Annotated in this window: 6 protein-coding genes; 3 read left to right on the top strand and 3 right to left on the bottom strand. The window is 76.3% G+C overall.

Annotation, left to right across the window (positions count from 1 at the left end):
- Positions 1–769: 769 nt before the first annotated feature.
- Both H7H31_RS34160 and H7H31_RS20975 read right to left on the bottom strand, forming a co-directional pair.
- Positions 770–5,254: a DUF5682 family protein gene (locus H7H31_RS34160; protein ID WP_222625074.1), complete on the bottom strand. Its 4,485-nt coding sequence runs from the start codon at positions 5,252–5,254 to the stop codon at positions 770–772.
- A 248-nt stretch (positions 5,255–5,502) separates the two neighbouring features.
- The gene (locus H7H31_RS20975) at positions 5,503–6,597 is read right to left on the bottom strand and encodes an ATP-binding protein (protein ID WP_222625075.1); all 1,095 of its coding nucleotides are present in this window, start codon (positions 6,595–6,597) and stop codon (positions 5,503–5,505) included.
- Positions 6,598–6,822: 225 nt separating this feature from the next.
- Between H7H31_RS20975 and H7H31_RS20970 the strand changes: the two genes are divergently transcribed.
- Positions 6,823–8,445 carry an SWIM zinc finger family protein gene (locus H7H31_RS20970; RefSeq protein ID WP_187061690.1) on the top strand — a complete coding sequence of 541 codons (1,623 nt, stop codon included), beginning with the start codon at positions 6,823–6,825 and terminating at the stop codon, positions 8,443–8,445.
- Between the two features lie 304 nt (positions 8,446–8,749).
- Positions 8,750–10,612, top strand: coding sequence for a DUF5691 domain-containing protein (locus H7H31_RS20965; protein WP_254391053.1), 1,863 nt, complete (start codon positions 8,750–8,752; stop codon positions 10,610–10,612).
- Between the two features lie 248 nt (positions 10,613–10,860).
- Here H7H31_RS20965 and H7H31_RS20960 read toward each other — a convergent pair whose 3' ends face one another.
- Positions 10,861–11,274 carry a cobalamin B12-binding domain-containing protein gene (locus tag H7H31_RS20960; protein ID WP_176162124.1) on the bottom strand — a complete coding sequence of 138 codons (414 nt, stop codon included), beginning with the start codon at positions 11,272–11,274 and terminating at the stop codon, positions 10,861–10,863.
- A gap of 896 nt (positions 11,275–12,170) precedes the next feature.
- Here H7H31_RS20960 and H7H31_RS20955 point away from each other — a divergent pair.
- Positions 12,171–14,207, top strand: coding sequence for a M23 family metallopeptidase (locus H7H31_RS20955; protein ID WP_187118262.1), 2,037 nt, complete (start codon positions 12,171–12,173; stop codon positions 14,205–14,207).
- Positions 14,208–14,297: the final 90 nt, after the last annotated feature.

The raw sequence follows: 14,297 nt of genomic DNA, 5'->3' as shown, positions 1-14,297 counted from the left end.
GGCGCGAGCCGTTCATGCCGTCGAAACCCTTCCCTCCCCGCGTCTCCATCTCCGGGTCTCCGTCCCCGACGACTCGCGCCGCCCGGAACGCCCAGCGACGCCGTTCCGTAGTCCCCTCTCGCTCGCGCCTCCTCCGTGGCGCCGCCTTCGGTCGGTGGCGGGGGGCGTCTGCCGGCGGCGGGCTGCCGTGGCGGAGGCTCGTGCACCGGGGGGCGTGCGCGCGGGCTCGGGGTCGGACGCGGGTGGCGGACGGTGCCGCGCGGAACCCGGGCGGCGCGGCGAGGGCGGGGCGGGCGCGGGCCTGGCTCGCGGCGGGCGTCTGGTCCGGCGCCTGCCGGGGCTCCCCGCGGCGGGCGGCGGGGTGCCGGAGAGCCGGGCCTGGCGGAGCCCGGCTCTCCGGCGGCTTGGGGGCGGTGCGCCCGGCGGGGCCGGAGCCGCCCGGCCGGCGCGACCGCCGCGCTCCGCCGTGGGAGTGCCACCACCGAGTACGAACCCGCCCGCCGCGATGCCCGGGTCCACCACCCACCGACATCGGCTGCCGCGCCCCGGGCCCCGCCTCCCCGAGGCGGACGAGCGGCACGAGGAGAGCTGACGGGAGCCGAGGCGAGCGAGGGGCGCGGGAGGGGCGTGCGGAGGGAGCGGAGAGAGCGGAGAAGAGAACAGCGGACTACGGGATGCGGACCATGCGGCGGGCGAGGCAGTGAACGTCTCGGTGCGGGGCGATCCTTGCACGCTGCACAGGGGGCCGCGCAAGCCCTCGGTCGTCGGCTTACCGATGTGACTCCCCATCTGGTAGGGGGAGTTGACGTCGCTCGATAGCCGCCGCCATCACGTCGGGAAACAGATCGGGCGTGCAGGCGAAGGCCGGCGCGCCCAGCGCCGCGAGCGCCCCCGCGTGCTCCCGGTCATACGACGGCGCGCCCTCGTCGGACAGCGCCAGCAGCGTCACGAACTGCACGCCCGACGCCTTCATCGCGGCCACCCGCCCGAGCATCTCGTCGCGTATGCCGCCCTCGTACAGGTCGCTGATCAACACGACGACGGTGTCGGCTGGCCGGGTGATCTGGGACTGGCAGTAGGCCAGCGCGCGGTTGATGTCCGTGCCGCCGCCCAGTTGCGTGCCGAAGAGCACGTCCACCGGGTCGTCGAGTTCGTCCGTGAGGTCCACGACCGCCGTGTCGAAGACGACCAGGCGGGTGGCGAGCGAGCGCATCGACGCCAGCACGGCGCCGAACACCGAGGCGTAGACGACGGAGGCCGCCATCGACCCCGACTGGTCGACGCAGAGGATGACGTCCTTCTTCACCCCGCGCGCGGCCCGCCCGTACCCGATCAGCCGCTCGGGGATCACCGTGCGGTACTCGGGCAGGTAGTTCTTGAGGTTGGCGCGGATGGTGCGGTTCCAGTCGATGTCCTGGTGGCGGGGGCGGCTCACGCGCGCGGAGCGGTCGAGCGCGCCGTTGAGCGTGGCGCGCGTGCGGCTGGAGAGCCGCTTCTCGAGGTCCTCCACCACCTTGCGCACCACGGCCCGCGCGGTTTCCTTGGTCGTCTCCGGCATCGCCTCGTTGAGCGAGAGCAGCGTGCCCACCAGGTGCACGTCGGCCTCCACCGCCGCCAGCATCTCCGGCTCCAGGAGCAGCGTGGAAAGGCCGAGCCGGTCGATCGCGTCACGCTGCATGACCTGCACGACAGAGGTGGGGAAGTACGTACGGATGTCGCCGAGCCAACGGGCCACGCGCGGCGCCGAGTCGCCGAGCCCCGCGGAGCGCTGGCCCGCCGCCGACCCGCCCTTGCCGCGCCCGGCCACCCCACCCACGCCACTTCCCCCGTACAGCGCCTCCAACGTCCGGTCCATCGCGGCGTCCCGTCCGTCGAGCGCGTGGCCCGTGCCGTCGGCGCCGTCCCCGCCGCCGAGCACCAGGCGCCACCGGCGCAGCCGTTCCGCGTCCGGTACGCGTGGCGCCGGTGCGGCGGCGTCGTCCTGCTCGGGCGCCTTGGTTCGGGCGGTCCCGCCGTCGGCGGTCGCCGTGGTCGCGGCGGCCCCGGCCGGCCCGGCGGCGGGCCGACCCGCCGCCGGGGCCCCGGCCGACTCCCCGGCCCCGGGCGCGGCCTGTTCGCCCGGCATGGCCTGGCCCCCGGACGTGGCCCGCGGCTCGGCCGCTGCCTCCGCCACCGGTGTGGGCGGTGGCCCCGCCGGGGCCGGGCCGTCGAGTCCGAGGAGGGCCCACAGCGTCGGCAGCACGGCGCGCGCCCGCTCGAGGTCGGTCTCCGGGCCGAAGCCCGCGGCCGGGCCGGCGGCGGTGGCACCGGCGCGGGCGCCACCGCCGGGCCCGCGCCGCACGAGTTCGCCGAGCGTGCGGCGCACCCCCTCCTCGTACGCGGAGAAGGTGCGCCGCAGCAGCGGCAGGACGTCGGTGAACGCCTCGGGTGCCACGCCGCACAACCAGTCGTCCACCAAGGCGAGCAGCCGTTCGTCGTGGACGAGAAGCATGCCGCCGCCCGCTCCCCCGCCGACGAACCCCTCGATCCAGGCGGCTGCCGCGACCGGCGGCGTGCCGGGCGACAGGGCGAGCCCCATCAGGCGGGCGGCCTCGTCGTCGGCCAACTGCCCGTCGTCCAGCAGGAGTCGGGCGGAACGGCCTCGGATGAGGCCGGGCGTGCCGTCCCGTTCCGCCAGCACGCGCAGCACGGCGGTCCAGCGGGTGCGCAGGCCCGGCTCGCTGGGGGTGGCGGGGATGGCTGGGGCGGCGGCTGCTCGTGGGCGGTCGTCCCCGGCCGAGCCGGGGGCGGCGTCGGGGTGGTGGTCGTCGTCGGTGACGGCGACGCGGTCGGTGGACCGTGGGGTACCCGGAGCCGCGGGGCCGGCGGTTGCCTGCGGGCTCTCGTCGCCGGCCGGGCCGGGGGCGGCGTCGGCGTGGTTGTCGTCGTCGGTGGCGGCGACGGGGTCGGTGGGTCGTGGGGTGTTCGGAGCCGCCGGGGCCGCGGGCCCGGCTCCGGTGGCCGGGCGGCGGGTCTCGGCCAGCAGGCCGATGGCGCGGTGGGCCGCGTCCAGGTGACCGCGCATCTCCTCGGCGCCGTCCGCGTCCAGGCCCACGCAGGCGGGCGGCAGGCCGACGCAGACCCGCTCGGCGAGGCCGACGGCGACCTCGCCGAGCGCCGCCGCGTCCGTGCCCCGCACGTCGCCGTAGCGCACGGAGCGCACCAGCGCGGGCAGCGCCTGGGCGAGGTGGCCCACGTCGGCGGCGAGCGCGGCCCGGTCCGCGAGCACCCGCATCACGACCGGGAGCGCGTCGGGCAGCCCGGCGAGCAGGCAGCGTTCGGCCAGTTCGGTGACGTCGGCCAGCCCCTCCGCGTCGACGGCCAGGGCCGCCGCCCGCGCGGTCGCGGCCGAGCGCACCGTGGTCCCCCAGACGCCGGCCTCGGCGACCCGCACCGCCAACTCGGGCTCCCACCGCAGCCGCCATGTCTCGCGGAACGTGCCGGCGTTGGCGCGGGCGTTGCGCGACGGCACGCCCCACGCGATGCCGAGCAGCCCCAGCCGGTGCAGCAGCGCGCTGCGCTCCGCGTCGGTCTCCTTCCGCAGGTCCAGCTCCATCTCGCGGTCGGTCGCCGTCGGCTTCAGGCGCAGGGCGCGCTGGGCCCGGGCCAGGTCGCGCTGCAACGGCGTGGCGGGCGCCGCGTCGGGGACCTCGCCGATGTCATCGCCGACCACCAGCCGCTCACGGACCAGGGACAGCGGCACGTCCGATCCCTCACAGAGCACGGACCGGATGGCGTCGGTGGTCTCGGTGAGCCCCGCCAACGGGCGGCCCCGCAGGATGGCGAGGGTGTCCGCGAGCCGTACGGCCTCGATGACGTGCGCCGTCGACACGGGGTAGTCCTCCTCCCGCAGCAGCCCCGCGACCTTCGTCAGCCAGCGCTCCACGGGACGGTCGGGCGCGCCGAACAGGTGCCCGTACCAGCCCGGCGAGGTGATGCCCGCGCCGTACCCGCTGGCCCGGGACAGCCTGCGGTGGGTCCACGGCACCCAGCTCAGCTCCACCTTGGCCTTCGGCAGGCCGCGCAGCAGCCCGCGGTCGGCGGCCACCGTCGCCTTGGTGGTCAGCGCCGGTACGTGCCAGGCGCCGCAGACGACCGCGACCTCGTCGCCGAACTCGCGCCGCGCCTCGCGCAGCCGCAGCCGCATGTGCGCCTCGCGCACCGCGTCCCGGTCCCGGCCGTCCGCGCCGCCCTGGCCGACCCGGTCGTCGGGCTCGCCTCGGCCGGCGGGCTCGGCCCGGGCGGCGGACCCGTCCGACTCGGTGGGCTCGTGCTCGGCGCGCAGGGCGGCCATGGCCTCGCCGATGGCCGCGAACGGGGCCAGTACCCGGGCCCGGGCGGTCGCGTGCCCGTCGCGCCCGTCGTCCTGGGCGAGCGCGCGCGCCGGCCCGACGAGGCGGTCGGTGTCGTCCCGGTCAGTGTCGACCCGGTCGGTCTCGTCCCGGTCGGTGACGTCGCCCGGCGCGGCCTCGCCCCGGTGCTCGACGACGTCCTCCCACCACCGCTCGGGGTCGTCGTACCCCGCCGCCGCCGCGAGCGCCGCCAGCGGGTCGACCCGCACCGGCGCGCCCCCGGCCCGCGGCGCGTCGCCCTCGCCGTCCGGGGCGTCGCCGTCGACCTCCGCGTCGGGACCCCCGCGCCCCGGCGCGTCGGCGGCGGCCTCGTCGGCCGCGCCGGTGAGCGCCAGCGTGTGCGCCGCCGGCAGGTCGATGAAGCGCACCGGAACGCCGTGCCGCAGGGCCCAGCGGATCGCCACCCACTCCGGCGAGAACTCCGCGAGCGGCCAGAACGCCGCCCGGCCCGGCTCGTTCGCGACGTGCGCGAGCAGCGCGACCGGGGGTCGCATCTGCGGATCGGCGGCCAGCGGCAGCAGCGCGTCCCCCTCCGGCGGCCCCTCGATCAGCACCGCCTTCGGCGCGCACCGCTCCAGCGCGGCCAGCACGGCGCGGGCCGAGCCCGGCCCGTGGTGCCGGACGCCGAGGAGCAGCGGCCCCGCGCCGTCGCCGGTCGCGGCGGTCGGCCCGGCCGGCCGCGCGGCCCGCTCGCCGATCGCCCTGGCCGCCCGCGCCAGGGCCCGTGCCTCCCCCGTGGACGGTCCGCCGTCGGCGTCGTCCGCTACGGCGACGACTCCCGCCTCGGCGGGACCGTCCGCCGCACTCCCCCACGAAGCGTCCACCGCGTTCTCCTCGCACGTAACCGATCCCTGCCGGAACATCGCCACCCCCGCGGCCGTGAACGGCGCCCCGGGGGCGACCGCGGCTCGCGCCGCGTCCGCGCCCGACGGCGCACTCGAACCTGCATCCGTGCCGGCACGCGCGCTCCACCGCGTGCCTCCTGCTGGGTCGCCGGCCCCCGTATCGGCCCCGGCGCCCGAGCCGGTGCGCGCGCCCCCACGCGCACCGGCCGCCTCGGGGAGCGCCCGCGCCGCGTCGGCCTGGGGCGCTTCCCGCTCGTGCGCGTGCGTCACGCGCTCACCTCACGGCAGGCGCGGTAGAAGTCCTTCCAGCCATCGCGCTCGCGAACGACGGTTTCCACGTACTCCTGCCAGATCACCCGGTCGGCGGCCGGGTCGCGGACGACGGCGCCCAGGATGCCCGCCGCCACGTCGTCCGCGCGCAGCACGCCGTCACCGAAGTGCGCGGCCAGTGCCAGACCACCGGTGACGACCGAGATCGCCTCGGCCGTGGACAACGTGCCCGACGGCGACTTGAGCTTGGTCCGGCCGTCGCTGGTCATCCCGGAGCGCAGCTCGCGGAAGACCGTGACCACGCGCCTGATCTCCGCTATGGCCTCGGGCGTGGACGGCAGGTCCAGCGACGTGCCGAGCTGGTCGACGCGGCGCGCGACGATCTCGACCTCTGCCTCGGGCGTGGCGGGCAGCGGCAGCACCACGGTGTTGAACCGGCGGCGCAGCGCGCTGGACAGCTCGTTGACGCCCCGGTCCCGGTCGTTGGCCGTGGCGATCAGGTTGAACCCGCGCGCCGCCTGCACCTCGGCGCCCAACTCCGGGATGGGCAGCGTCTTCTCCGACAGGACGGTGATCAGCGTGTCCTGCACGTCGGCCGGGATGCGGGTCAGCTCCTCCACGCGCGCGGTCATGCCGTCAGCCATGGCCCGCATCACCGGGCTGGGCACGAGGGCGTCCCGGCTCGGCCCGTGGGCCAGGAGTTGGGCGTAGTTCCAGCCGTACCTGATGGCCTCCTCCGAGGTGCCCGCCGTGCCCTGCACCAGCAGCGTCGAGTCGCCGCTCACCGCCGCCGCCAGGTGCTCCGACACCCAGGTCTTGGCGGTGCCCGGCACGCCGAGCAGCAGCAGCGCCCGGTCCGTGGCCAGCGTCGTCACGGCGACCTCGACGATGCGGCGCGGTCCCACGTACTTCGGGGTGATCACGGTGCCGTCCGGCAGCGTGCCGCCCAGCAGGTACGTGGCCACGGCCCAGGGCGAGAGGCGCCAGTTGGTCGGTCGCGGCCGGTCGTCGGCCGCGGCGAGGGCGGCCAGCTCCTCGGCGAACGCGTCCTCGGCGTGCGGTCGGAGCGCCTCCGGGCGCTCCTCGCTCAGCGGTGCGGCATCGGCGGTCGCGGTGGCTTCCGACGCGGCCCGCGCGGTGTCCGACACGGTGTTCGTGGTTCCAGACACGGTCACAAATCCCCCTCTTCACCTGCCCGTCCGGCTGCTTCGGCCGGGGACGTCAACCACCATGCACCACCCCTCTGACAATCCCGCTCGGGCTGGGGAAACAGCAGGTCAGGGCGATTGTCAGTGGGGTGGCCTAGCGTCGTGGACATGAATTGGCAGGGGGAACGATGGACGGCGGAACAGGTGCTCGCGCTCGCTCCTGACGCCGCGTCACAGAAGGCGGGCGGCAAGCTGTCGTCGCCCGCGCCGTGGTCGGGCACCGGCGTGCGCGACGGGGCGTTGTGGGGGCTGTGCTCAGGCAGCGGCAGCAAGCCGTACCAGACCGTGATCGACCTCTCGGGCCCGGCGTACCGGTGCAGTTGCCCGAGCCGCAAGTTCCCGTGCAAGCACGCGCTCGGCCTGCTGTTGCTCTGGGCTACGGAGGAGCCGATGCCCGACGCCGAGGCGCCACCGTGGGCCGCGGAGTGGCTGACCGGCCGGCGCGAGCGCGCGGAGCGCGAGGCGGCCTCGTACGCCGGCGCGCAGGGGGCGGACGCCGGCGAGGGGGCGGCCGGGGCCGGTGACGACGGGGCGGCGGCGCGCCGCCGCGCGGACCGGATCGAGCAGCGTGAGCGGCGCATCGCCGCGGGCGCGACGGAGCTGGAGCAGCGGCTGACCGACCTCATCCGGGACGGCCTGGCCGGCGCCGACCGGTCCGGGTACGCGCAGTGGGACGAGACGGCCGCCCGCATGGTCGACGCCCAGGCCCCGGGCCTTGCGGCGCGGGTGCGGGAACTGGGGGCGATCACCACGTCGGGGGCCGGCTGGCCGTCCCGCCTGCTGGAGGAGTGCGCTCTCCTGCACCTGCTCAGCGAGGGTTTCCAGCGCGTGGCCGACCTCCCCGCCCCGCTGGCCGCCACGGCCCGCACGCGGGTCGGGCTGACCACGGACACGGCGGAGCTGCTGGCCACGGCGGAGCCGGTCCGCGACGACTGGTTGGTGCTCGGCCGGCAGGACAGCGACGACGGCAAGCTGACCACCCGGCGGGTATGGCTGCGCGGCGAGCGCACGGGCCGGATGGCCCTGCTGCTCTCCTTCGGCGCCGCCGGCCGCGCCCCCGAACTGGCCCTCCCGGTCGGCCTGGTGCTCGACGCGGACCTCGCGTACTACCCGGCCGCCCGCCCCCTGCGCGCCGCCCTCGGCCGGCGTTACGGGACGACGAACGGCGGCGGCGCGCCCACCCCCGCCGTCGCCTCCACGCCCGAACCGGCGGCTGCCGTCGCCCCGGCCCGGTCAGCCGGCGCGGACGCGGCCTCCGCGGCGCACGCCGGCGCCACGCGCGCGGCCGGCGCTCCCGCGCAGGCCCCGCCCGGCGTGGACGTTTCCACCGCCCTGGCCGCGTACGGCACCGCGCTGCGGGACGATCCCTGGCTCGACGCCTGGCCCGTGGTCCTCTCCCGGGTCGTCCCGGTGCCGGACGCGGCGGCTCTGGAGGCGCTCGCCGACGCGGGCGCTCCGCGCGGCGGACAGCGGGGCGGCGGTGCCGGCGCCGCCACCGAGTCGGCGACCCGGACCGGCGACGACGGCTGGCAACTGGCCGACGCGGGCGGGACGTTCGCCCTGCCCATCGACCCGCGCTGTACGAGCAACCTGTGGCAGCTCACCGCGATATCCGGCGGCGCCCCCCTCACGGTCTTCGGCGAGTGCGGGCACCGCGGCTTCGTACCACTGACCGTCTGGAACGGCGCGCCGGTCGCGCTCACCTCCGGCACCCACCGCACCGGACCGTGACGCCACGGCCCGCGCCGCACCCTCGGCACGGGCGCGCCTCGTTATGCGCGCGCCTCGTCACGCGCGCACGCGCACCCGTACGCGGCCAGGCCGCACCGCCACCACCCCACCACCCCGTCAGCACGCCCACCGTGGCCGACGCGCCCGGGCGGCGCCACACCAGGGCGACGCCGCACGCCGACGCCCGGCCCACCGACGGACGGCCGGGCCCCCGGACGGACGCGCGGCCAGCACCTCGTCCCGCCGAGCACCTGCCCCACCCGCCGACCCGCCGCCCCACCTCTCCTGGAGGCACACCGTGACGTTGACCGACACTTCGGCTGCCCCGCCGGCGCCCGGCGGCGTACGCCCCGTGGCCGACTGGGGCGACCTGCTGGCCGCCGCGCTCCTCGGCACCGACCGGCGCACGCCGCCGGTGGCCGCGCGGCCGGGCCAGGACCCCGCGGCGGCGCTCCTGGAGGCCGCCGCGATCAGTACCGTGCAGCGCAGGGCGGGACTGCGTCCCGCCGCCGCGCGGCGCGGCCCCGCCCCCGCGCCCGCCGACCCACGGCCGGACCTGCCGCCCGCGGCCCGCGTACGGCTCGCCATGCTGCTCACCGAGCGCGCCGGTTCCGGGGGCGGCGGCTCGCGCACCGCACCCGACCTGGCGGAACTGCTGCCGCAGTGGCTGTCCGCCGCCAACCGGCACGGCTACCGAGCACCCTCGGCCCTGCTCCCCGCCCTGCTCGACGCGGCCCGCGCGCGCACCGACCTGCGCCCGGCCGCGCTCACTCTGGCGGGCCCGCGCGCGCTGTGGCTGGCGCGGCTCAACCCGGACTGGAAGTTCGCCCTGCGCGGCGGGCCGCCGACCGGCGCGTCCGACCCCGCCGCCCCCGGCGCCGCGCTGGACGCGGCGGCGACACAGCGCGTCTGGGATGAGGGGCTGTTCGCCGAGCGGGTGGCCCTGCTGGCCTCGCTGCGCCGCCGGGACCCGGCCGCGGCGCTGGCCCTCCTCGCCCGCACGTGGAGCACGGAGCGGGCCGAGGACCGACTGATGTTCCTCGACTCGTTGCGCGAGGGCCTCTCGCAGGCCGACGAGCCCTTCGTGGAACAGGCCCTGTCCGACCGCAGCCGCAACGTGCGCTCCACCGCGGCCGAGCTGCTGTCGGCCCTGCCCGACTCCGCGCTCGCCGCGCGGATGGCCGCCCGCTCGACCGCCTGCGTCACCCTGCGCGCGGACGCCGGCCGCCCCGTGCTGACCGTGGCGCCGCCCGCGAGCTGCGACAGCGAGATGGAGCGCGACGGCGTCATCGCCAAGCCGCCGTCGGGGCGCGGAGAACGGGCCTGGTGGCTGGGCCAGTTGGTGGAGGCGACCCCGCTCGACGCCTGGGTCGAACGGTTCGGCGGGCGCACGCCCGCGCAGATCCTCGCCCTCCCCGTCGCCGACGACTGGCAGGCCGAGTTGCACGCGGCGTGGGGCCGCGCCGCCGTGCGACAGCGGAACGCCGACTGGGCCCGCGCCCTGCTCAACACCCCGGAGGGCGACCCGTCGGCGCCGCTCACCGACCCGCCCGCCACCGCGCCCCAGGGCGCCGGGCACCCGGGCGGCGGACAGGGAGGCGCCGGCGCGCATCCGGGAGGCGCGCCCGCAGGCGGCGCGTCCGCGGCGCGAGCGGCGCTGGGCGGACACCTGTCCCCGACGGCCGCCGGCCCGTCCTGGCGCGATCCGGCCAAGTTGCTCGCGGTGTTGCCGGCGGCGGAGCGGGCCGCGTGGGTGGCGGAGTTCATCGCGACGCACGGCTTGTCCGACGCGTTCCGGCTGCTCGGCGTCTGCACGGTGCCGTGGGCCGAGCCGCTGGGTCGCGCGGTGGTGGACGCCCTCGACATCGCCCGCGACGCGGGCAGTTACCCCTGGAGCTTCAGCGGGGTGATGGGCCTGGCCGAGCGGTGCCTCGACCCGGCGCTCGCCGATCGGCTCGAGGTGCTGACCGCGATAGCGGAGGAGCCCCGCGACGGCGCGCCGGGGGCGATCGGCTACTGGTCGGAGGCGTTCCAACGGCTGGTCGGCACGTTGCGCCTGCGCGCCACCATGCAGGCGGAACTGGCCGCCGCACCGGACCAACCGGACGGCGCGCCAGACCCAGGAGAGACGGAGGAGACGGGAGGGGCGGAAGTCAGCGGGGCCTAGGCAGCGGCGGGGTGCTGGGTCTTCGGCATCCGCGGCCGCACCGAACACCCCCCGGGCGGTCGCGGGCGGCTGCGTACCGCGCCGGCCGACCGGCCCTCGCGGCCACGTACGGGCGGGCGCCGGGGCCTCCGCCACGACCACCGCCTACGGGGACGCTCCGTACGCCCCGTCCCCCGTGCCGCACGCCTCGGACGGGCGGCTGCCGGCCACCGGCCGCCGCGGGGGGCGGCGGCCGGTGGGCGCGGGGGTTACGCCTCTGCGGGGTGCCGCACGTTGGCACGCACCCATGCCACGACGTCCGTGGTCGGGGCGCCGGGGGTGAAGATCGCGGCCACGCCCTGTTCCTTCAGCGGAGCGATGTCCGCCTCGGGGATGATGCCGCCGCCGAACACCTTGATGTCCTCGGCCTCGCGCTCGCGCAGCAGTTCAAGAACCTTGGCGAAGAGCGTCATGTGCGCGCCGGAGAGGATGGACAGGCCGATGGCGTCGGCGTCCTCCTGGATCGCGGTGTCCACGACCTGCTCCGGAGTCTGGTGCAGCCCGGTGTAGATGACCTCCATACCGGCGTCCCGCAGCGCACGCGCGATGACCTTCGCCCCGCGATCATGGCCGTCGAGCCCCGGCTTGGCCACCACCACGCGGATCGGACCGGTCACTCCCATCACTGCCTCCATGCCTTTATGGATTCCTGGCCGTCTGCTCCCGCAGGCGGCCAGCACGTGCCACGCACGACTGCCGTCACTGGCCATAGGTGTGAACGAACGTTATCGCCAGCATCCCGCACCCGGTCGTGCCCCGGTGAAGAGGGAGGGGGAAATCACACGTGGACACCACGTACGCTACGCGCCGCCGCCGCGGCCAGCTCGCGGGACGACCGGGAAAGCCATCGTGAAGTCGCCGTACCCTGCGCCGTCAGCCGCCCGGCGCAGGGTACGGCCCACACCGGCCACCCCCGCCTCCCTCGGCCCTCGCCTCCCCGCACGCGACCGCGCAACCCACCCCGCCACGGCCCCCACCCAGCGCACCGCGTACCCGGCACCCGGCACCCGGCACAAGAGTGACCGCATACGCGGCAATGGCGACTTACGCGACGCCAGTTCACCCGCCCACCACGCCCCGACGCCCCACCTGGCCGCACAGCAGGCGGCACACGGCACACGCCACGCCGCACCCCAGCGCAACCGGCGCGACCGGCGCGACTCCAGAGGCGACAACGCAACGCACCACGCCACCTCGCGACCCACCGCCGACACCGACGCCGCCGCCACCGCCGCCCGACGGGCGCTCCCCCTCAGAGGCGGCACGCACAACGCTCCCCCAGAGCCCCCTCGCAGAGGGCCCGTAGACGCTCGGGAAGGGGGTTCGGTTGCGCGATCATGGCGAAATTCATCGAACAGATATCGAACACACGGCCAAGTAATGCCGCTCGACGCGCCGAAAGGCGACCAAATGCCCGTTCTCGGCGAGCCAGAAACCTGTGGAAGATTGTCGGCGTCGCATACCGCCGGGTACAGTCGCCGCTAATTCTCCTGCTGTCGAGGCGAAAGAGAAGTTGGTGGTGAACAACCGTCACCCGTCGGGGAACCCAGACCCGGCGGCCCATATTCCCGATGCCTCATCAGCGCATTACGGGTCGTATGACCAGCAGAGCGCACAGCACGGCTATTCCGGGTACGACGGTTACGCCACCGGTACCTTCGACCAGTTCGCCACCGGTTACGGCGAAGCCGACGGAGCCAGCGACCCCTCGTACGGCGCGCTCCCCAACGGCTCGGACGGCGGACGCCAGCAGCACGCCGCGCACGACCCCTATGACGCCGGCTACGACGGGCAGTCATCCGGCTCCTACGACGCCGGGCAGTGGAACGCCGCGTACGACGATCAGTCGAACGGCTATGACACCGGCAGCTACGACACCACGGTCAACTGGGCCGCCGCAAACGGTTATCCGCAGCCTGCCGCAGCGCCGTTCACCGGCGCGGATGCCGACTCCTCCGGCCAGTGGGACACCAGCGCCTGGGGGGGCGCGGGGCAGTCCGACGCGAGGCAGGTGGACACCGGCCAGTCCGAGGTTGGTGCGTACGACACCGGGCAGTTCGTGACCGGGTCGTTCGTCGCCGGGCCCGCGGATACCGGTCAGTTGGACGGCGGGCCCTTCGCCACCGGCACCTTCGACGTCGGCCCCTTCGCGGACCAGGCGTACGACACCGGACAGTTCGCCCCCGGCCAGTTCGACTCCGGGCAGTTCGACGCCGCGCAGTGGAACACCGGCACCCTGGACGGCGTCCCGCGCCAGCCCGGGCAGCACGAGAGCGGCCAGTGGGACACCGGGCAGTGGGAGACCGGAGGGCCCGAGTCCGGCCCGTACGGCAGCATCCAGTGGGACACCGGCTCCTTCCAGGTTCCGGACACCGCCGGCGACGTGACCCGTGGCGCGGCGATGGACCTGCCGGGCGAGGCGCACGCCGGCGCGCCGGGGCGGTACGACGAGAACGGCGGCTGGGACACCGGCTCCTTCGCGACGGCGCCCGCCGGGGTTCCCGGCTACGAGCAGCCCTACTCGCAAGCGGAGTCGGGCGACGAGGAGCACACCAGGGCGCACGAGCGGGCGTACGACCCGGCGCCCGAGGCGGAGCCTGAACGTACGGCCACCTTCCCGGCCTTGTCCGAGGCCGATCTCGACGCCCCGTACGACCTCGACGCCGCCTCCGGCGACGCGTCCTCCCCCCACCCCTCCGGCCCCTCGGCCCCCTCCCCCGCAGAGCCCGGCACCCGCGCCGCACGACGGCGGCAGCAGCCCGAGGTTGCGGTCGGCACCGCCCCGCCCGCGCGCCGGGACGGCGGCCGTGGCCGGCGTCGGCCGGCCACGCGCTCGCGGCGTTCCGCGCTGCTGACCGTCGCCGTACCGTCCGTCGCCGTCATGGGCGTCGCGGCGGTGGCCGCCGCGTCCGTCAGCGGCGTGGGCAGCGACGGCGACAAGAAGGACGAGTCGACCACGCAGGCCGCGCCCGACCGCCCGACGGTGCAGCCCACCGCCGCCAACAGCAAGCTGGACACCCAGCTCGCCGGGCTCACCGAGAAGGCCGACAACTTCGCCAACCGTGCCAGCCGCACCCAGGAGCGCATCGACCTCAAGGCGCGGCAGGCCGCCGAGAAGAGGCGCAAGGCGGAGGAGGCAGCGCGCAAGGAGGCCATGCGCCCCAAGTACGCGCTCCCAGTGCAGCAGCACGGACTGAGCGCGCAGTACGGGCAGGCGGGCATCAACTGGATGTCGGTGCACACCGGCATCGACTTCCCGGTCGACTACGGCACGCCCGTCATGGCCGCCACCGACGGCACGGTGCGGACGCAGTTCAACGTCGCCTACGGGAACATGGCGATAGTGACGTCGCCCGATGGCACCGAGACCTGGTACTGCCACCTGGGCAGCACGAAGGTGCGTACCGGATCGGTGCAGGCAGGCGACACCATTGGTTACTCGGGCGACTCCGGCAACTCCACCGGCCCGCACCTGCACTTCGAGGTGCGCCCCGGCGGCGGTTCGGCCATCGACCCGCTGCCCTGGCTGCGCGGGCACGGACTCGACCCGACCTGACAGCGCACCGCCGGCCGCGCCTCGCTCGCGCGCCGGCCGGCGGTGACACAGCGGACCACGACAGGTCACGCGGCCGACCCCGGGCGCACC

The sequence above is a fragment of the Streptomyces buecherae genome (assembly GCF_014295035.1).
Lineage (GTDB): Bacteria > Actinomycetota > Actinomycetes > Streptomycetales > Streptomycetaceae > Streptomyces > Streptomyces youssoufiensis.
This window is presented reverse-complemented; position numbering and strand designations above follow the sequence as displayed.